The sequence below is a fragment of the Rhodobacter sp. 4.3.4 genome (assembly GCF_058724655.1).
The window spans coordinates 2300888-2319805 of record NZ_CM178967.1 but is presented as its reverse complement, the minus strand read 5'-3'; the positions used below and the strand labels follow the sequence as shown (position 1 = coordinate 2319805).

The window sequence follows — 18918 nt, the reverse complement described above, 5'->3', positions numbered from 1 at the left end:
GCAAAGCGGGAGGTCAGAGCAAAACCTAACCTCGCCGCAACGCGGCGCAAGACAAAACTTGCGAAATCGGGCAAATTAACTGGCCAATTTCGCGATGTTTGCAAAGCCCCGCTCGGGTCCGGTCCGCCCGGTGCCGCTTCGGAGGTGGCGCTATTTCCAGCAGGCGATCTGCGTGGTGAAGCCCTGCGCCAAGGCCGAGATATCCTCGGCCGCCAGCGTGCCCCCGGCCTCGGCGGGCAGCGGCGCAAAGCCCTGTGCCGCCAGCACCGGCAGCAGCGCCGCGCTTTGCACCGCCACCGTCATTTCGGGCGGCAAAAGCCGCAGATCGGCGCCGCCCTGCGGCAGCACCATGCCGAAAACCGCCCCCGCGCCATCCAGCACCGGGCCGCCGACATCGCCCGGCAGCGTCTTCACGGCGAGCCGCGCCCGCTCGGGCTCGCCCGCAAGTCCGGTCAGGTCGGACAGCGTGCCAAAGCTGACGACCGGCGCCGACAGCGCCTCGGGATAGGAGAACCCGGCCACGGCGAGCGCCGCGCCGCGCCCTGCGGTGACGGTCTCGAACCGCGCCACCGCGGGCGGGGACAGGGGGGCGCGCGGCTGCAAAACGGCAATGCCAAGGCGCGGATCGGCAAAGGCGATCTTTGCCGGGGCGCCCTCGATCGTGACCTTGCCGCAGGCCGACAGCCCCTCGGCTGCGGTCAGCACCGCGCCCTTGGCGTCGATGAACAGCCCCGAGCGGGCAAATTCCGGGTGCCGCACGTCCAGCCCCGCGATCAGATCGGCGCGTCCGACCGCCATCGGCTGGCCCAGCGTCGGATCGAGCGCGGTCTCGCCCAGGGCCGTGAAGCTTGTCTTCATCGCCGCCAGCACCCGCGCCATCCGCGGCGCGTCCTTGGCGGGATAAACCAGCGTGAAGCCCTTGATCAGGCCCTTGGAGAGCCGGACCTCGGTCACGGAATGAATCTGCGCATCCTCGCCCACCAGCGAAAAGCCGGATTTGTCGCGGCTGCGCGGGCCGGTCGTCGGCACGATTTCCAGCGTGGCCATCGCGTCGTAAAGCCCGTAGAGCGTGTTCTGATCGCCCGGTTCGGAAATCAAGAGCACCCGCACGCCGGAATTGCCCTTGGCGCGGTAATGCACGAAGGGCGGGTCGTAATGGTCGAATTCGACCAGCCCCAGCGGCAGGTCGATGGCGATCCCGGCTTTCGTCTCCTCGATGGGCGTGAGGCCGAGCGCCGATTTCTCGGCCGTCACGCCGTCGAGCAACTGCCGCAGCTCGGTGGATTTCAGCACGCCCGTCGGCTCGAAACCGTGGCTCTCCTGCCAGGCGGCGATCGCGGCCCGGGTGCCGCGCCCGAAAGCGCCATCGACGCCGCCCCTGTAAACGCCCACCCATTCCAGCGCGTCCTGAATCTGCATCCGGCCCTCGCGGCCCATCGCCTCCTCGGCGCGGCGCGTATCGGCGAGCGTCTCGACCGGAGGCGGCGCTGGTTCGGGCGCCGGTTCAGCCGCCGGTTCGGGGGAGGGCGCCGGGGCAGGGGAGGGCGCGGAGAGGGCCGGGCTTTCGGCGGCTTCGGGCGGCCAGAACTGCGCCCGGTAACGGGTGGCTTCGGCCACATAGCTGTCGGGCGGGATCAGGCCCGCATTGCGCATCTGCCGCAGCGCCTCGGCGGCGATTTCGGGGCTGTCATAGGGGCCAAGCGCCAGACCATACCAGCCACCGGGCAGGGCGAAGCCCGCGGCATCGGGGAAGCTGGCCGCAAGATCGCGCAGCCGCGCCTGCGCCTGATCCAGCGTCGGCAGCGCCTCGATCTGCACCCAGGCGGTCTCCGCCGCCGCCAGACCGGGTGCCAGACTGGCCCAGACCGTCAGCGTCATCCCCAGCACGCCCGCGACCAGCGCCGACCGTTTCCCCGCCCCCATGCTGCCCCCTGCAATCTTATCGCCCCGTATGGGGCGCAAGTTAACAGGATGCGCGTCCACGTCACCCCCCAATCGCGGCAATTTCCGCCCCGCAAGGCCGCATCCGGTTGACCCTGTTGCGCCCCTTGCCTAGAGAGGGGGCGTTTCGCTCTCAAGGTCGGTGACATGGAAAAACCTGCTGCGCCCCGTTCGTTTCAGGAGATCATCCTGCGGCTGATGACCTATTGGTCCTCGAAGGGCTGCGCGGTCTTGCAGCCCTATGACATGGAGGTCGGTGCGGGCACCTTCCACCCGGCCACCACCCTGCGCAGTCTGGGCAGCCAGCCCTGGGCCGCGGCCTATGTGCAGCCCTCGCGCCGGCCGACCGATGGCCGCTATGGCGAGAACCCGAACCGGCTGCAGCATTATTATCAATATCAGGTGCTGATCAAACCCAGCCCGCCGGATCTGCAGGCGCTTTACCTCGGCTCGCTGGAAGCCATCGGCATCGATCTGGGCCTGCATGACATCCGCTTTGTCGAGGATGACTGGGAAAGCCCGACCTTGGGCGCCTGGGGTCTGGGCTGGGAGGTCTGGTGCGACGGCATGGAAGTGTCGCAATTCACCTATTTCCAGCAGGTTGGCGGGCATGATTGCAAGCCGGTCTCGGGCGAGCTGACCTATGGGCTGGAACGTCTGGCCATGTATGTGCTGGGCATCGATCACGTCATGGACATGCCCTTCAACGATCCTTCCTCGCCGATCCCGCTGAAATACGGCGATATTTTCCGCCAGACCGAGGAGGAATATTCCCGCCACAATTTCGACGGCGCGAATACCGAGGTGCTGTTGCAGCATTTCCTGGACGCCGAGGCGGAATGCGAACGGCTTCTGGCCTTCCCGGCCGAGGATCCGAATTCCGGCAAGCGCATCGTGATGGCGCATCCGGCCTATGACCAATGCATCAAGGCCAGCCATCTGTTCAACCTGCTCGATGCGCGGGGGGTGATTTCGGTGACCGAACGGCAGGCCTATATCGGCCGCGTCCGGGCGCTCGCCAAGAAATGCGCCGATGCCTTCGTCACCACCACCGCGGGCGGCTGGCGGCCGGAGGCGCAGGCGTGACACCGCTTCTGCCCGTTGCGGCGGCGCTGGCGCTGGTCTCGGGCGCGGTGCCCGCCGAAATCGCGCTGACCGCGGTCGCAACCGGCCAGCCCGAGCCGATCCTGACCGAGGACTGGCAGGCGGGGCCGGGGGGGCTTGGCTGTTTCCGTACGCCGCTGTCGCTCGCGCTTCTGACCGAGACCTTCGCGCTATATGACGCCGCCGCGCCCCGGCCCGGGCCGCAGCCGCCCGCCTGTTTCGACGCCGCGCGGATCGGCGCCGATCTGGCTTCGGGCGCGGCGCTGGCCTTCCTTGGCGCGCGCAACATCACCCCCGGCGTCGATCGTGTCGTCGCCGTCTATCCCGATGGCCGGGCCTATGTCTGGCAGCAACCGAATGACCTTGCGGGGAAAAACTGACATGCCCGAACTGCTGATCGAACTTTTCTCGGAAGAAATTCCGGCGCGTATGCAGGCGATGGCCCGCGACACCCTGCGCAAGATGGTGACCGACGGTCTGGTCGAGGCCGGTCTGACCTATGGCCATGCGCAGGCTTTTTCGACCCCGCGCCGTCTGGTGCTGGTGCTTGACGGGCTGTCGACCGAAAGCCCGACGCTCCGCGAAGAACGCAAGGGCCCGGCCGTCACCGCGCCCGAGGCCGCGCTGCAGGGCTTTTTGCGCTCCACGGGCCTCACGCTGGAACAGCTCGAAAAGCGCGACGACAAGAAGGGCCAGGTTTATTTCGCGGTGATCGAAAAGCCCGGCCGTGCCGCGCACGAGATCGTCGCCGAGGTGCTGGAAAAGACGATCCGCAGCTTCCCCTGGCCGAAATCGATGCGCTGGGGCAATGGCACGCTGAAATGGGTGCGCCCGCTGCATTCGATCCTGTGCCTTCTGTCCGATGACACCGGGGCTTCGGTGGTTGATCTGGACATCGACGGCATCAAGGCGGGCAACACCACCGCCGGGCATCGCTTCATGGCGCCGGATCGCTTTGCCGTCACCGGCTTTGCCGATTACGCCGCCAAGCTGAAAGCCGCCAAGGTGGTGCTGGATTCGACTGAGCGCGAGGCGATGATCTGGCACGACGCGACGCAGCTGGCTTTCGCGCAGGGGCTGGAACTGGTCGAGGACAAGGGCCTTTTGACCGAGGTCGCGGGGCTGGTCGAATTCCCCGTCGCGCTGATGGGCGCGATTGCCGAGGACTTCCTGCATCTGCCGCCCGAGGTGCTGCAAACCTCGATGCGGGAACATCAGAAGTTCTTCTCGGTCAAGAACCCTAAAACCGGCCGGATCGAGGGCTTTGTCACCGTGGCGAACCGCGAGACGGTCGATCACGGCGCGACGATCCTCAAGGGCAACCTCAAGGTGCTGTCGGCAAGGCTGTCGGATGCGCGCTTCTTCTGGGAACATGACCTGCGGGTGGTGAAGACCGAGGGGCTGGAGGGCATGGGCGCGGGGCTGGCGAACGTGACCTTCCACAACAGGCTTGGCTCGCAAAAGGCCCGGATCGAGCGCATCGCCGCGCTGGCGCGCGAGATTGCGCCGCTTGTGAAGGCCGACCCGGATCAGGCGGAAAAAGCCGCGCTGGTGGTGAAATCCGACCTGCGTTCGGCCATGGTCGGCGAATTCCCGGAACTGCAGGGGCTGATGGGCAGCTATTACGCCCGTGCGCAGGGTCTGTCCGAAGAGATCGCCAATGCCTGCAAGGGCCATTACTCGCCGCTGGGTCCGTCCGATGCCGTGCCGTCGGAGCCGGTGACGGTGGCGGTGGCTTTGGCCGACAAGATCGACACGCTGACCGGCTTCTGGGCCATCGATGAGAAGCCCACGGGGAGCAAAGACCCCTTCGCGCTCCGCCGCGCCGCGCTGGGCGTGATCCGGCTGGTGCTGGGGAATGGGGTGCGGCTTGCTCTCTCGTCGTCGTTTGGGCCGGCTTTGCGCCGCGTTGAGGCCGACAGCTTGCTTGCACATATTGACCCTGCGGATTTGCTCCTTGCGGAGCGCACCAATCCCGAGCAGCCTTTGCTTCATTCAATTGAAGATTGGCGATCGGAGCGAAACCTCGAGTTCTTGGCTCAGAGCATTTCGAGCGACGACTTGACGCTTGATGAATGCAGGCTTGCCGCGAAAAAAATCGCTGCTCGGGTGTTGGACGGGCACAGTGGCGTGCGGATTGACCTCCTCTCCTTCTTCCACGACCGTCTCAAGGTCTTCCTGAAGGATGAGGGCATCCGCCACGATGTCATCGACGCCGTTCTGGCCATGCCCGGCAATGACGACCTGACGCTGGTGGTGAAACGGGCCGAGGCGCTGAGCGCCTTCCTCAAGACCGAGGATGGCACCAACCTCATCCAGGGTTTCAAACGCGCGAACAACATCCTGACGCAAGCCGAGGCCAAGGATGGCGTCGAATACTCCTTCGGCGCTGACGTGAAATTCGCGGAAGGTGACGCGGAACGCGCGCTTTTCGCCGCGCTCGACGCCGCCGAAGCGGCGCTTGCCCCGGCGATGCAAGCCGAGGATTTCGCCACGGCCATGGCCGAAATGGCGAAACTGCGCGCCCCCATCGACGCCTTCTTCACCGCGGTGCAGATCAACGCCGAAAACCCGATCGTGCGGCGCAACCGGCTCAATCTGCTCTCGCGCATCCGGCAGATCTGCCAAAGCGTCGCCGATCTGACGAAACTCGACGGCTGATTTCATCTTGCCGCAAATATCCCCGCCGGAGGCGCCTTCGGCGGGGCAGGCCGAAGCTCTGACAGCCGCGCCCCAAGGTCACACTTGCGCCTGTCACAATTCGGCCTATCCTGCTGTCGTCAGGGGCTCGCCGCAATGCAGAAAATCGCCGACTTCTCCGAGTTCGTGAAACTCTCTCCCGCTGCGCCGGTGCTGGCCACCCGGCACGGCTGGCGGGCGAAATGTCTGCAACGGCTGATCCGGCTCGATCTGCCGGTGCCCACCACCGTCGCCCTGCCGGTCGAAACCGTGCGCGCCATTGCCGCCGGGCAGATGCCCGACACCGGCCGCATCGCCGCGGTTTTCGGCAATGATTTCTTGGTTTCGGTGCGATCCTCCCCGGAAAACCCCGAATGGGGCGGGCCGGGCACGGTGCTGAATGTCGGCATGAATGACGCCATGCATGCGCGGCTGTGCGACAGCCACGGGCGCGAGGCCGCCGATGCGCTTTACCTGCGTTTCGTGCAAAGCTACGCCACCCATGTCGCGCGGCTCGACCCCGACATGTTCCACGCCGGCCCCGGCGAAGGCGCGCTGGCCGCCGCGCTGTCCGCCTATCACGCCGAAACCGACGAGCCCTTCCCGCAAGACCCGGCCCGGCAACTGGCCGAGGTGCTGCGCTCGATGGCGCGCGCCTGGGAGGGGACGACGGCGCGGCTGCTGCGCCAGGCCAAGGGCGCGCCGCCCGATGCTGTGCTGGGCCTTCTGGTGCAGCGCATGGCGCTGGGGATCGGGCCGGGGATTTCCGGCTCCGGCACGATGCAATTTGTCGACAGCGTCACCGGGGCGCCGCGGATCATGGGGCGGTTTCGCGGCCAGTCGCAGGGGCGCGCGCGCTCTGATGACACGCTGTTTCTGACCCGCGATCCGCGCGGGCTCTCGCTTGAGGAACTGGCGCCCGCGCTGTTTGCGGTGCTGTGCGGCTATGGTTCCAGCTGCCGGGCGCGGCTGCGCGAGGAGATGCAGCTGGAATTCGCCGTAGAGGGCGGGCGGATTTCGGTGATCGATGCGGTGCGGGTGGCGCGCTCGGCCCGGGCGACGGTGAAGATCGCCGTGGCTCTGGCCGAGGACGGGATCATCACCCGCGAGGATGCGCTGTTGCGGGTCGAACCGCGTGCGCTGACGGAACTGCTGCATTATCAGGTCGATCCGCGCGCGCCGCGCGACCGTTTTGCCCGCGGCATCGCGGCCAGCCCCGGCGCCGCCGTGGGCCGGATCGTCTTCACCGCCGCCGCCGCCCAGGCGAGTGCCGCGCGCGGCGAGCCCTGTATCCTGGTGCGGCGCGAAACCGGGCCCGAGGATATCCGCGGCATGCATGCCGCCGTCGCCGTGCTGACCGAACGCGGCGGCATGACCTCGCACGCGGCAGTGATCGCCCGCGGTCTCGGGCTGCCCTGTATCGTCGGCTGCACCGAGGTGCAGATCAACTCCCGCGACCGCTCGCTGCGCGGCCCCGACGGGCGGACCTTTCTGGAAGGCGAGCTGATCACGCTTGATGGCAGCAATGGCGAGGTGCTTGCGGGCACGGCGGAAATGCTGGAACCGGCGCTGGATGACGGCTTTCGCACGCTTCTGCGCTGGGCCGAGACGGTCTGCGACATCGGCATCCGGGCGAATGCCGACACGCCCGACGACGCCCGCACCGCGCGGATGTTCGACGCCGACGGCATCGGGCTGTGCCGGACCGAGCACATGTTCTTTGACGAGGACCGGCTGACGGTGATGCGCGAGATGATCTTTGCCGATACGCCGAATGACCGGCGGGTGGCACTGGATCGTCTGCTGCCGATGCAACGCGCGGATTTCATTGCGCTTTTCGATATCATGGCGGGGCTGCCCGTGTGCATCCGGCTGTTTGACCCGCCGCTGCACGAATTCCTGCCGCATGACCGCGAGGGGATGCGCGAGCTGGCCGAGGCGCTGGACCGGCCGCTGTCCGAAGTCACCCGGCGCGTCGAGGCTTTGTCGGAATTCAACCCGATGCTGGGGATGCGCGGCGTGCGGCTGGGCGTCACCGTGCCGGAAATCTACGACATGCAGGCGCGGGCGATCTTTGAGGCGACCGTCGAGGCCAGCCGTCGCGGCGCCCCGGTGGTGCCCGAGGTAATGATCCCGCTGGTTTCCGCTGCGCGCGAGGTCGAGATCGTCAAGACCCGCATCGATGCCGTGGCCAGCGCCGTGCGCACCGAGATGAAGGCGGATTTCGCCTATCGTCTGGGGGTGATGGTGGAGACGCCGCGGGCCGCGCTGCGGGCGGGCGAGATCGCGCAACATACGCATTTCCTGTCCTTTGGCACCAACGACCTGACGCAGATGACCTATGGGCTGTCGCGCGACGATGCGGGCCGGTTCATGTCGACCTATGTCAATCAGCATGTCTATGCCGAGGACCCGTTCCACATCCTGGATGTCGAAGGGGTGGGGGAGCTTTTGCTCATGGGCGCCTCGCGCGGGCGGGCGGCGCGGCAGGATGTGACGATCTCGGTCTGTGGCGAACATGGCGGAAACCCCGAATCAATCGCCTTCTGCCGGGCCGCCGGATTCGATTACGTGTCCTGTTCCCCGTTCCGGGTGCCGGTCGCGCGGCTGGCAGCCGCCCATTTCGCGCTTCTGGCGCCACGGAATCGGTTCTGACGCAAAATGTTGCGTAAATTTAAGGTTAACAGAACAAAAGTTCTGGCGTTTTTCCACCGTTACCTTTAGTCGCATTTAGTAACCCGAGGGGTGAGTCGGCCCCTCGCTTGCGCGGATTTCCGCCGCTTTAGCGGTGGGCATGATCCGCGTGCTTTCGTGTGGTAGACAAATCCCGTCGGGCTGAGCTATGCCCGTGCCGTCGCGGCTCCGGGCCGGGGCGATTGTCCTTATCGAAAGAAGATCATGTCAGTGCTGAAAAGCTGGACGGGGGGGGTGCTTATCCTCCTGGCCCTTGCCGGAGGCTCGCGTGCCGAAACGACGGTAAGCCAGTCGAACGATCCCACGGCGGTGGCCGAGCAGGGGCTGATGCAGCTGCTGTTTCAGGAGCGGGTCGGTCTGCAATCGGTGCCTGCCGACCGGGTTGCGGCGATCACCGCCGCGCCGGTGCCGCGCAGCTGGCCGTGGCAGCGCGAAAAGACCGTCGCGGCGCCGGCCGCGATCAATGCAAGCTGGCTGGCGCTGCAGCCCCGCGCGCGCGGCGATGCGCAATTCGAATGTCTGGCCCAGACGATCTATCACGAGGCCCGCGGCGAGACCCTGCAAGGTCAGGTGGCGGTGGCCGAGGTGGTGCTGAACCGGCTCGACGATCCGCGGTTTCCGAAGACGATCTGCGGCGTGGTCGGGCAGGGCGGGCGCGGCGGTTGCGCCTTCAGCTGGACCTGCGACGGGCGCCCCGATCAGGCGGGCGATCGCGAGGCCTGGGATCAGGCGGCGAAAATCGCCCGCGCGATGATCGACGGTGCGCCGCGGCGGCTGACCGATGGCGCCACCTTCTTCCACACCGTCGGCGTCAGCCCGACCTGGACGCGCAGCTATCAGCGCACCGCGCAGATCGGCGCGCATACCTTCTATCGGCGCCCGCTGCAGACGGCCTCGATCCGTTAAGGTCGCAACCGCGCGCGTGCATGACGTTTCGGGGTGGGCTTCGCCTTGCCCCGTTTCTATATCTGGGGGCGAAAGGTGGCCTTCATGCACTCCGACACGTCTCTTGCCTTTGCCCATCCCGAAGAGCGCGCGCTGGCTTCGGCGCCCGCCGATCCGCGCGACCGCATCAGCCTGCGCGACCATGTCGTGCTGGCCGATATCGGCGCGTTCCAGCAGGAGCGCGGCCATGGCCAGCGGCTGAATTTCAACGTCGTGGTCGAGGTGACGCCGGAAACCGGCCCGCTTGAAGACGATGTGGACCGGATCCTGTCTTATGACCGCATCACCGAGGCGATTGCCGCGGAACTTGCGGCGGAGCGGCTCAACCTGCTGGAAACGCTGGCGGAACGGGTGGCGGAGCGGATTCTGGCGCAGCCGCGTGCGATGCGGGTTTTCGTGCGGATCGAGAAGCTTGACCGTGGTCCCGGTGCGCTGGGGGTGGAGATCGTGCGCGCGCGCGCCTCGGTGCCGGTGAAGACGCTGGACGAAGAGGCCGCGCTGCATCCGGTCGTCGCCTATCTCTCGAATGCGGTGATCGCGGCGCCGGATCTGTCGGCGCGGCTCGACCGTCTGGCGGCCTCGGGCGCGCCGGTGATTCTGGCGGTGGGCATGCCCGCCGTGCCCCCGCCCGAGACCGGGCATCGGCCGACGCAGCGGCGCATCGACCTGCTCGCCATCGAGCAGAACGCCTGGGTGCTGGCGGCGCGCGATCCGCGCTGCGTGGTGGTGGCGACGCGGACCGAGATCGACTGGGCGATGCGGCGCGGCCAGATGCTGGTCTGGGCGCCCTCGAAGATCGTTCTGGACGCGGTCGATGGTCCGAAGGGCGCGGTGCGCGACACCGGCACGCTGATCCTGTGGCTGGCCGAGCAGATGGCGGCAACCCGGCTCGAGCTTCACGGCGATGTTTCAGCCCCGGCGGGAAGTCGCGTGCCGGTGCTGGCGATCGACCGTTAAGCATTGCTTCACCTTGCCAAGCGGCGGCTCTTTCGCGAAGAGAGACGCATGGAGATCTATTATCGCCCGATTGCCCAGACCGATGCCGTCCGGCCCGAAGCGGCGCTGCCGCTGGCGGGGGGCTGGTGCTGGTTCACCCATGCCGAGGCGCTGACGCGGACGGGCTCGCAGGGGCTGGTTGCGGCCTCTGACATCCCGCCCGCGCTGCTGGAGCGGCTGACTGCGCCGCGCCCGGCCTTGGCCGGGGTGGGCTTTGAGCGCCCCTCGGTCATGGGCATCCTGAACGTGACGCCCGACAGCTTTTCCGATGGCGGCCGGTTCGATGCGCCCGAGGCGGCTTTGGCCCAGGCGCAGGCCCTGGCGGCTGCGGGGGCCGACATTCTGGATATCGGCGGCGAATCGACCCGTCCCGGCGCTGCGGAAGTGCCTGTCGCGGCGGAGATATCCCGCACCGCCCCGGTGATTGCCGCGCTGCGGGCGCAAGGCTTCGCGCTGCCCGTGTCAATCGACACCCGCAAGGCCCCGGTGGCGGCCGCCGCGGTGGCGGCGGGGGCGGGGCTGGTGAATGACGTTTCCGCGATGCTCTTCGATCCGGCGATGGCGGCGACGGTGGCGGGATCGGGGGCCGCGCTGTGCCTGATGCATGCGCAGGGCACGCCCGCGACGATGCAGGCCGAGCCGCGCTATGACGATGTTTTGCTGGATGTTTATGACCATCTGGCGGCGCGTCTGGCGGTGGCCGAGGCGGCGGGGATCGACCGCGCTCGCGTGCTGCTCGATCCCGGCATCGGCTTTGGCAAGACGCTTGATCATAATCTGACGCTGCTGCGCGGGCTGTCGCTGTTTCATGGTCTGGGCTGCCCGCTTCTTTTGGGGGTCTCGCGCAAGCGTTTCATCGGCACCATCGCCGGGGTCGATCAGGCCGATGCCCGCGCGCCGGGAACGCTCGCCGTGACGCTTTCGGGGCTCAGGCAGGGGGTGCAGATGCACCGGGTTCACGATGTCGCCGAGATCGCCCAAGGCATCCGGCTTTTTAACGCCATCACAAGGGGTTACACGCCATGACGCGGAAACTTTTCGGCACCGACGGGGTGCGGGGCGAGGCCAACAGCTGGCCGATGACGGCCGAGATGGCGCTGAAGCTGGGGGCGGCGGCGGGGCGGTATTTCCGCCGCGACGGGCGCAATGCGCATCGGGTGGTGATCGGCAAGGACACGCGGCTGTCGGGCTACATGCTGGAAAATGCGCTGACCGCGGGGCTGACCTCGACGGGGATGAACGTGCTTCTGCTCGGCCCGGTGCCGACGCCCGCCGTGGGCTATCTCACCCGCTCGATGCGGGCGGATCTGGGGATCATGATCTCGGCCAGCCACAACCCGGCAAAGGACAATGGAATCAAGTTCTTCGGCCCCGATGGCTTCAAGCTCTCGGACGAGGCCGAGCTGGAAATCGAAGCGCTGGTGGCGGGCGAGATCCGTCTTGCGCAACCGATGAACATTGGCCGGGCGAAGCGGATCGACGACGGGCTGGGGCGCTATGTCGAATATGCCAAGACCACCTTTCCGGCGCGCGATCGGCTGGCCGGGCTGAAGGTGGTGATCGATTGCGCCCATGGCGCCGCCTACAAGGCCGCGCCGCAGGTGTTGTGGGAGCTGGGCTGCGAGGTGATCGAGGTCGGCACCAAGCCCAACGGTCTGAACATCAATGAAAAATGCGGCTCGACCTATACGCGGACCGCGGCCGAGGCGGTGCTGGCGCATGGCGCGGATCTGGGGATCAGCCTTGATGGCGATGCCGACCGGGTGATGATCCTGGACGAGAACGGTCTGGTGGCGGATGGCGACCAGATCATGGCGCTCTTTGCTGCGCGTTGGGCCGAAGCCGGGCTGTTGCGCGGTGGCGCGCTGGTGGCCACGGTGATGTCGAACCTTGGCCTGGAACGGTTCCTGACCGGGCGGGGGTTGCGGCTTGAACGCACCGCGGTGGGCGATCGCTATGTGGTCGAGCGGATGCGCGCGGGCGGTTTCAACCTGGGTGGCGAGCAATCGGGCCATATCGTGATGACCGATTACGCCACGACCGGCGATGGTCTGATGGCCGGGCTGCAGTTCCTGGCCGCGATGGCCGAGACCGGGCGCCGCGCCTCGGAACTGACGCGGCAATTCGAGACCGTGCCGCAGATGTTGAAAAACGTGAAGTTCAGGGCCGGTCAGCTGCCGCTTGAGAATGAAAATGTTCGAAAAGTGATCGCGGATGCCGAGGGGCGGATCGCCGGTCAGGGCCGTATCCTGATCCGCAAATCGGGGACCGAGCCGCTGATCCGGGTGATGGCCGAATGCGAGGATGCCGGGCTTCTGGCGGAGACGGTCGAGGGGATCGTGGCGGCGGTGGAAGAGGCCACCGCCTGAGACCTAGAGCGTGACGGCCGTGTAAAACCCGGCAAGCGCGATCCCGGCCGTCACCACCAGCCCCACCATCGGATAGCCGCCGCGCGCGCCGATCCGCAACAGCGCCTGCAACACGCCCAGCGTCCAAAGCCCGTAAAGCCCGGCGGTGATGCGGAAGAACGGCATCAGCGCCGCGGCCGCCTGCGCGTAAAGCACCCCCCCGATCAGCACCACGGCGGGCACGACGAACAGCAGCACGCCGAAAAGCCCAAGCCAGAAAGTGTCGCCAAATCCAAGCCTTGCGCCCAAAAGATCGGCAAACCAGCCGGGGGTGAAGATCTTGGCGCGCTCGACCGCCAGGGCTTCAAGCTGCTTTTCGTTCAATTCGCTCATCGGGCTCTCCTTTGGCCCAAGCCTGAACGAAAAAGGGGCGCCCCGCAAGGCGCCCCCCGAAGTCCTGTCGCGCGGCTCAGTTGCGCGAACGGTCGACCATCTTGCCCTTGGCGATCCAGGGCATCATCGCGCGCAGTTTCGCGCCGACCTGCTCGATCTGGTGTTCGTCGTTGATGCGACGGGTGGCCTTGAAGAAGGGCTGGCCGACGGCGTTTTCCTGCATGAAATCACGCACGAATTTGCCGGTCTGGATGTCGGTCAGCACGGCTTTCATCCGGGCTTTCGTCTCGTCATAGGGCAGGATGCGCGGACCCGAAACATACTCGCCATATTCGGCGGTGTTCGAGATCGAGTAGTTCATGTTCGCGATGCCGCCTTCGTAGATCAGGTCCACGATCAGCTTCACTTCGTGCAGGCATTCGAAATAGGCCATTTCCGGCTCGTAACCGGCTTCGACCAGGGTTTCAAAGCCCATGCGGATCAGCTCGACCAGACCACCGCAAAGCACGGCCTGCTCGCCGAACAGGTCGGTTTCGCATTCCTGACGGAAGTTCGTCTCGATGATGCCCGAGCGGCCGCCGCCGATGGCCGAGCAGTAGCTCAGCGCGATGTCCTGCGCCTTGCCGGTCGCGTCATTGTGGACGGCAAACAGGCAGGGCACGCCGCCGCCCTTGGTGTATTCGCCGCGCACGGTGTGGCCCGGGCCTTTCGGCGCCATCATGATCACGTCGATGCCCGGCTTCGGCTCGATCAGGCCGAAATGCACGTTCAGGCCGTGGGCAAAGGCAATCGCAGCACCTTCGCGCAGGTTGTCATGGACGTATTTCTTGTAGGTCTCGGCCTGCAGCTCGTCGGGCATGGTGAACATGATCACGTCGCACCAGGCGGCGGCTTCGGCAATCCCCATCACCTTGAGGCCCTCGCCTTCGGCCTTCTTCGCCGAGGGCGAGCCCTCGCGCAGCGCGACGACGACGTTTTTCGCGCCCGAATCGCGCAGGTTCAGCGCATGGGCGTGGCCCTGCGAGCCGTAGCCCAGAATGGCAACTTTCTTGTCCTTGATCAGGTTCACATCGCAATCGCGATCATAAAACACGCGCATGGCGTTCCTCCAGTTATGATGAGGGCAGCATAGGCGGTTTGGAGGGATTGCGCATTCAAACTTCGTGAAATATCGTTATTCTTGATAAAGATCATGCGTCGAAAGATGCAATTCGGAAAAAATCATGCAGGTAGACGATATCGACCGCCGTATCCTGCGGCAGATGCAGGCCGACCCGGGGCTGCCCCGCGCCGAACTGGCCGCGCGGGCCGGGGTGACGGCGGCGAGCCTGTGGCGGCGGCTTGAACGGCTGCGCGAAGGCGGCGTGATCCGCGCCGAGGAAGCAGTGATCGACTGGCGCAAACTGGGCTGGGAGATCGAGGTTTCGGTGCGCTTCACGCTCGACAAGACCCAGCCCGGGTTTTTCGACGAATTCCTGGAGGCTGCGCGGCAAGTGCCGGAAGTCATTGAAATTCAGACATTCCTCGGTCAGGTCGATGTGCGGCTGAACGTCATCGCCCGCGACATGGCGCATTATCAGGAGATCTACCGCGAACGCATCCTGGCGCTGCCGCATATCGCCGATACCGATGCGCTGATGCTGATTTCGACGCTGAAGGACACGGCGGAGCTGCCGCTGTGATCGCGCTCGATGATATCGACCGGGCGATTTTGCGGGCGCTGGCGCAGGATGCGACGCTGGGCGCGGGCGAACTTGGCCGCCGCTTCGGGCTGTCGCAGCCTGCGGCCTGGCGGCGGGTGAAACGGCTGGAGGAGGCCGGGGTGATCGCCGGGCGGCGGCTGGTGCTGGACCGCCAGGCCCTTGGGTTTGGCGTCACCGTTTTTCTGGGCATCAAGCTGGCCACCAAGGGGCGGATTTCGTTTGAGGATTTCGAGCGCGCCGTGCAGGCGATCCCCGAGGTGCAGGTGGTTCAGCACGTCCTTGGTCGTTTCGATTACCGGCTGCGGGTCGGCGCCCGCGACATTGCCGATTTCGAGCGCGTGCTGCGCCGCCGCATCATGACCCTGCCCGGTGTCGGGCAGATCGAAGCCAATGTGATGCTGTCCGAGGAGCGCCGTCCGGGGCCGCTGGGCTGATTTTCGCGGCGCTGAATTTGCGGGCAAGATGGCGCGTATTTGTGCAGCTCCGGGCTGGCCGCGATCTTGCTGGCGCTGCGCGCCTGCCCCGACATGGACGCGCGGCCGCGGCGGGCGTTTGCTGCGACCATGTTCGATTCCGCGCGCCCCTCTCGCTTGCAGCGCAGCCATGGCCAGGCGTCCGTGGCTTTCGAGGGCGCGCGTCTGAAGGGGCTTGTGCAGCGCGGCTCGGCCAAGGCGCTGCTGCCGCATGTGCGCGGCGTGCCGGAGGTGGTGTTTCTGAACACCTCGGGCGGGCTCACGGCTGGGGATACGCTGCAATATGGGCTTGATCTGGACGGAGCCGCCAAGGTCGTGGCGACCACGCAGGCCGCCGAGCGCGCCTATCGCGCCGAGGGGGAGGCGGCCCGGGTGACGGTGGCGCATCGGGTGGGGCAGGGCGGCTGGCTTGACTGGCTGCCGCAGGAAACCATCCTGTTCGACCATGCGCGCCTTCACCGCGAGACCACGGTGGATCTGGCCGAAGAGGCCGGCTGCCTGCTGCTGGAAGCGGTGGTGCTGGGCCGCGCCGCGATGGGCGAGATCGTGCAAGATTTGCACTTTTGCGATATTCGCAGGATCAACAGAGCGGGAAAGCCAATATTTCTGGAGCCCTTCCTGCAGAATTCGAACATCATCGCCAAAGGGGTGCGGGGCGCGCTGCTGGGGTCCGCGCGCGCTTTTGCGACGCTTGTGCTCTGCGCGCAGGGGGCCGAGGATGCGGTGGGCCCGGCCCGCGCCGCGCTGACGGTCTCGGGTGTCGAGGCGGCGGCTTCGGGCTTTGATGGCAAATGCGTGCTGCGCCTGCTGGCCGAGGATGGCTGGCCCCTGCGCCAACAGATCCTGCAACTGATGGGCGCCTTGCGACGGGGCGCGCCCCCGCCGCGCGTCTGGCAAACCTGAGGGGACAAGATGAACCTGAGCCCGCGTGAAAAGGAAAAGCTGCTCGTCAGCCTGGCCGCCATGGTGGCGCGCAACCGGCTGGCGCGGGGGGTGCGGCTGAACCACCCCGAAGCCATTGCGATCATTTCCGATTTCGTCGTCGAAGGGGCGCGCGAGGGGCGCAGTGTCGCCGATCTGATGGAGGCGGGCGCGCATGTGATTTCGCGCGATCAGTGCATGGAGGGGATCGCCGAGATGATCCCTTCGATCCAGGTCGAGGCGACCTTCCCCGACGGCACCAAGCTTGTCACCGTCCACCACCCGATCCGCTGAGGTAAGCCGATGATTTCCAAGATGATTCCGGGTGAAATCTTTCCCGCAGAAGGCGATATCGAACTGAACGCGGGCACCCTGGCGATCCGGCTGATGGTGGCCAATACCGGTGATCGCCCGGTGCAGGTGGGCTCGCATTACCATTTTGCCGAAACGAACCCGGGGCTGTCCTTTGATCGCGCGGCCGCCCGGGGCTATCGTCTTGATATCGCAGCCGGAACCGCCGTCCGTTTCGAGCCGGGCCAATCGCGCGAAGTGCAGCTTGTGCCGCTGGCCGGTGCCCGCCGCGTCTTTGGCTTCAATGCCAAAGTGATGGGAGATCTCTGATGCCGCGTCTCATTTCCCGCGCGACCTATGCCGACATGTTCGGCCCGACGACCGGCGACAAGGTCCGGCTGGCGGATACCGACCTGATCATCGAGGTTGAAAAAGACCTGACAACCTACGGAGAAGAGGTGAAATTCGGCGGCGGCAAGGTGATCCGTGACGGCATGGGGCAAAGCCAGATCCCGCGATCGGGGGGCGCGATGGACACCGTCATCACCAATGCGCTGATCCTCGATCACACCGGCATCTACAAGGCCGATGTGGGTCTGCGCGACGGGCGGATTGCGGGGATCGGCAAGGCGGGCAACCCCGACACCCAGCCCGGCGTGACGCTGATCATCGGGCCCGGCACGGAAGTCATTGCGGGTGAAGGCAAAATCCTGACCGCGGGCGGGATCGACACGCATATCCATTTCATCTGCCCGCAGCAGATCGAGGATGCCCTTGCGTCGGGCATCACCACGATGCTGGGCGGTGGCACCGGCCCGGCGCATGGCACGCTCGCCACCACCTGCACGCCGGGGCCTTGGCATATCGCGCGGATGCTGCAAAGCTTCGAGGCCTTCCCGATGAACCTGGCCCTTGCGGGCAAGGGCAATGCAAGCCTGCCCGAGGGCCTGATCGAGCAGGTCAAGGCGGGCGCTTGTGCGTTGAAATTGCACGAGGATTGGGGCACGACCCCGGCTGCGATCGACTGCTGTCTGTCGGTCGCGGAGGACATGGACGTGCAGGTGATGATCCACACCGACACGCTGAATGAATCGGGCTTTGTCGAAAACACGCTGGCGGCCTTCAAGGGGCGCACCATCCATGCCTTCCACACCGAGGGCGCGGGCGGCGGCCATGCGCCCGATATCCTGAAAGTCGTGTCGTCGCAGAACGTTATCCCGTCTTCGACGAACCCGACCCGGCCCTATACGAAGAACACGGTCGAGGAACATCTCGACATGCTGATGGTCTGCCACCACCTTGACACCAAGGTGCCCGAGGATGTGGCCTTTGCCGAAAGCCGCATCCGCAAGGAGACGATCGCGGCCGAGGATATCTTGCACGACATCGGCGCGATGGCGGTGATTTCGTCCGACAGTCAGGCGATGGGGCGGGTTGGCGAAGTGATCATTCGCTGCTGGCAAACCGCTGACAAGATGCGCAAACAGCGCGGGCGGCTGGTCGAGGAGACGGGCGCGAACGACAATTTCCGGGTGCGCCGCTACATCGCCAAATACACGATCAACCCGGCGATCACCCATGGGCTGGCCGAGCATGTCGGCTCGGTCGAGGTGGGCAAACGCGCCGATCTGGTGCTCTGGCATCCGGCGTTTTTCGGCGCCAAGCCCGAGATGGTGCTGATCGGCGGGATGATCGTCGCGGCGCAGATGGGCGATCCGAACGGCTCGATCCCGGCGCAGCCCTTTTACACCCGGCCGATGTTCGGCGCCTTTGGCAAGGCGCTGTCGCACAGCGCCGTCACTTTCGTTTCGGCCGCCGCCAAGGCCGAGGGCGTGGCTGAAAAACTGGGCCTGTCGAAACAGGTGCTGGCGGTCAGGGGCACGCGGACGATCGGCAAGGCGTCGATGCAGTTGAATGCCGCGACGCCGCAGATCGAGGTGGACCCGGAAACCTATGAGGTGCGGGCCGATGGCGAGATCCTGACCTGCGAGCCTGCGGAAACCCTGCCGCTGGCGCAGCGCTACTTCCTGTATTGACGTGTCAATGCGGGTGCTGACCGGCAATAAGCTTGGCGCGCAGCGCCGCGCAGGGGGCAGGCTGATCGGCGCCATCGCTCGGCTGAGCGGGGCCCTTGCGGCTGGCGCGCAGCACGCGGGTCACCTTTTCCCTTGTATAGGCGGGATCGAGCCGGATTTCCTCGGGCAGAAGCCGCGGATCGAAGACGCGCTGGCGGTGCGTCACCAGCTCGACGGTGTGAAAGCGGCCGATCTTCGGCATCGCCGCGTCGCGCAGCAAAATCTCGCGCAGCGCGCCTTCGCGGGCGCGCAGCCGGGCGATTTCGGCACGGATTTCGGCCAGTTCGTCGGCAGGGGGTTTGAGCTGCATCCGTCGCTCCGTTCCGGGTTTCGTCCTTACCATGCTGCCAAGTCA

The 18918-nt window shown here is 66.3% G+C and carries 18 protein-coding genes; 14 read left to right on the top strand and 4 right to left on the bottom strand.

The features are described from left to right. Positions 1-150: 150 nt before the first annotated feature. On the bottom strand, positions 151-1923 hold the full coding sequence (locus AC4PTB_RS11210) for a peptidoglycan-binding protein (RefSeq protein WP_492190032.1): 1773 nt from the start codon (positions 1921-1923) through the stop codon (positions 151-153). Between the two features lie 165 nt (positions 1924-2088). On the opposite strand from AC4PTB_RS11210, the gene AC4PTB_RS11205 reads away from it, so the two are divergent. The 8 genes from AC4PTB_RS11205 to glmM all read left to right on the top strand — a co-directional run bounded on the left by AC4PTB_RS11205 (position 2089) and on the right by glmM (position 12728). Beyond that, positions 2089-3027 (top strand): glycine--tRNA ligase subunit alpha, encoded by a 939-nt coding sequence (locus AC4PTB_RS11205; RefSeq protein ID WP_492190031.1) that lies wholly within the window; start codon positions 2089-2091, stop codon positions 3025-3027. Further along, positions 3024-3425 carry a DUF6446 family protein gene (locus tag AC4PTB_RS11200; protein WP_492190030.1) on the top strand — a complete coding sequence of 134 codons (402 nt, stop codon included), beginning with the start codon at positions 3024-3026 and terminating at the stop codon, positions 3423-3425. The genes AC4PTB_RS11205 and AC4PTB_RS11200 overlap by 4 nt, the downstream gene beginning before the upstream one ends. A 1-nt stretch (position 3426) precedes the next feature. Continuing rightward, positions 3427-5706 (top strand): glycine--tRNA ligase subunit beta, encoded by a 2280-nt coding sequence (glyS, locus tag AC4PTB_RS11195; RefSeq protein ID WP_492190029.1) that lies wholly within the window; start codon positions 3427-3429, stop codon positions 5704-5706. Positions 5707-5841: 135 nt separating this feature from the next. After that, the gene (locus AC4PTB_RS11190) at positions 5842-8379 is read left to right on the top strand and encodes a putative PEP-binding protein (protein WP_492190028.1); all 2538 of its coding nucleotides are present in this window, start codon (positions 5842-5844) and stop codon (positions 8377-8379) included. 243 nt (positions 8380-8622) lie between these two features. Then, positions 8623-9324, top strand: coding sequence for a cell wall hydrolase (locus tag AC4PTB_RS11185; RefSeq protein WP_492190027.1), 702 nt, complete (start codon positions 8623-8625; stop codon positions 9322-9324). 84 nt (positions 9325-9408) lie between these two features. Then, entirely contained in the window at positions 9409-10320 is a 912-nt protein-coding gene (locus AC4PTB_RS11180; RefSeq protein WP_492190026.1) for a dihydroneopterin aldolase, read from the top strand. 48 nt (positions 10321-10368) lie between these two features. After that, positions 10369-11385 (top strand): dihydropteroate synthase, encoded by a 1017-nt coding sequence (gene folP / locus AC4PTB_RS11175; protein ID WP_492190025.1) that lies wholly within the window; start codon positions 10369-10371, stop codon positions 11383-11385. Continuing rightward, a complete protein-coding gene (gene glmM / locus AC4PTB_RS11170) occupies positions 11382-12728 on the top strand; it encodes a phosphoglucosamine mutase (RefSeq protein WP_492190024.1) in 1347 nt (448 codons plus the stop codon). The genes folP and glmM overlap by 4 nt, the downstream gene beginning before the upstream one ends. 3 nt (positions 12729-12731) lie before the next feature. Here glmM and AC4PTB_RS11165 read toward each other — a convergent pair whose 3' ends face one another. After that, positions 12732-13100, bottom strand: a complete 369-nt coding sequence (locus tag AC4PTB_RS11165) for a hypothetical protein (RefSeq protein ID WP_492190023.1) — start codon at positions 13098-13100, stop codon at positions 12732-12734. A 76-nt stretch (positions 13101-13176) separates the two neighbouring features. Then, on the bottom strand, positions 13177-14199 hold the full coding sequence (ilvC, locus tag AC4PTB_RS11160; protein ID WP_013066950.1) for a ketol-acid reductoisomerase: 1023 nt from the start codon (positions 14197-14199) through the stop codon (positions 13177-13179). Positions 14200-14323: 124 nt separating this feature from the next. On the opposite strand from ilvC, the gene AC4PTB_RS11155 reads away from it, so the two are divergent. From AC4PTB_RS11155 to ureC, 6 genes are all read left to right on the top strand, one after another. Beyond that, entirely contained in the window at positions 14324-14782 is a 459-nt protein-coding gene (locus AC4PTB_RS11155; RefSeq protein ID WP_492190022.1) for an Lrp/AsnC family transcriptional regulator, read from the top strand. After that, positions 14779-15237, top strand: a complete 459-nt coding sequence (locus tag AC4PTB_RS11150; protein WP_055212972.1) for an Lrp/AsnC family transcriptional regulator — start codon at positions 14779-14781, stop codon at positions 15235-15237. Before AC4PTB_RS11155 ends, AC4PTB_RS11150 begins: the two co-directional genes overlap by 4 nt. A gap of 129 nt (positions 15238-15366) precedes the next feature. Further along, on the top strand, positions 15367-16179 hold the full coding sequence (locus AC4PTB_RS11145; RefSeq protein ID WP_492190021.1) for an urease accessory protein UreD: 813 nt from the start codon (positions 15367-15369) through the stop codon (positions 16177-16179). Positions 16180-16188: 9 nt separating this feature from the next. Further along, positions 16189-16491 carry an urease subunit gamma gene (locus AC4PTB_RS11140; protein WP_492190020.1) on the top strand — a complete coding sequence of 101 codons (303 nt, stop codon included), beginning with the start codon at positions 16189-16191 and terminating at the stop codon, positions 16489-16491. A 21-nt stretch (positions 16492-16512) separates the two neighbouring features. Next, a complete protein-coding gene (locus tag AC4PTB_RS11135) occupies positions 16513-16818 on the top strand; it encodes an urease subunit beta (protein WP_492192631.1) in 306 nt (101 codons plus the stop codon). Next, on the top strand, positions 16818-18524 hold the full coding sequence (gene ureC / locus AC4PTB_RS11130; protein ID WP_492190019.1) for an urease subunit alpha: 1707 nt from the start codon (positions 16818-16820) through the stop codon (positions 18522-18524). Before AC4PTB_RS11135 ends, ureC begins: the two co-directional genes overlap by 1 nt. Positions 18525-18528: 4 nt before the next feature. Here ureC and AC4PTB_RS11125 read toward each other — a convergent pair whose 3' ends face one another. Further along, positions 18529-18873 carry a hypothetical protein gene (locus AC4PTB_RS11125; RefSeq protein WP_492190018.1) on the bottom strand — a complete coding sequence of 115 codons (345 nt, stop codon included), beginning with the start codon at positions 18871-18873 and terminating at the stop codon, positions 18529-18531. Between the last annotated feature and the right edge of the window lie 45 nt (positions 18874-18918).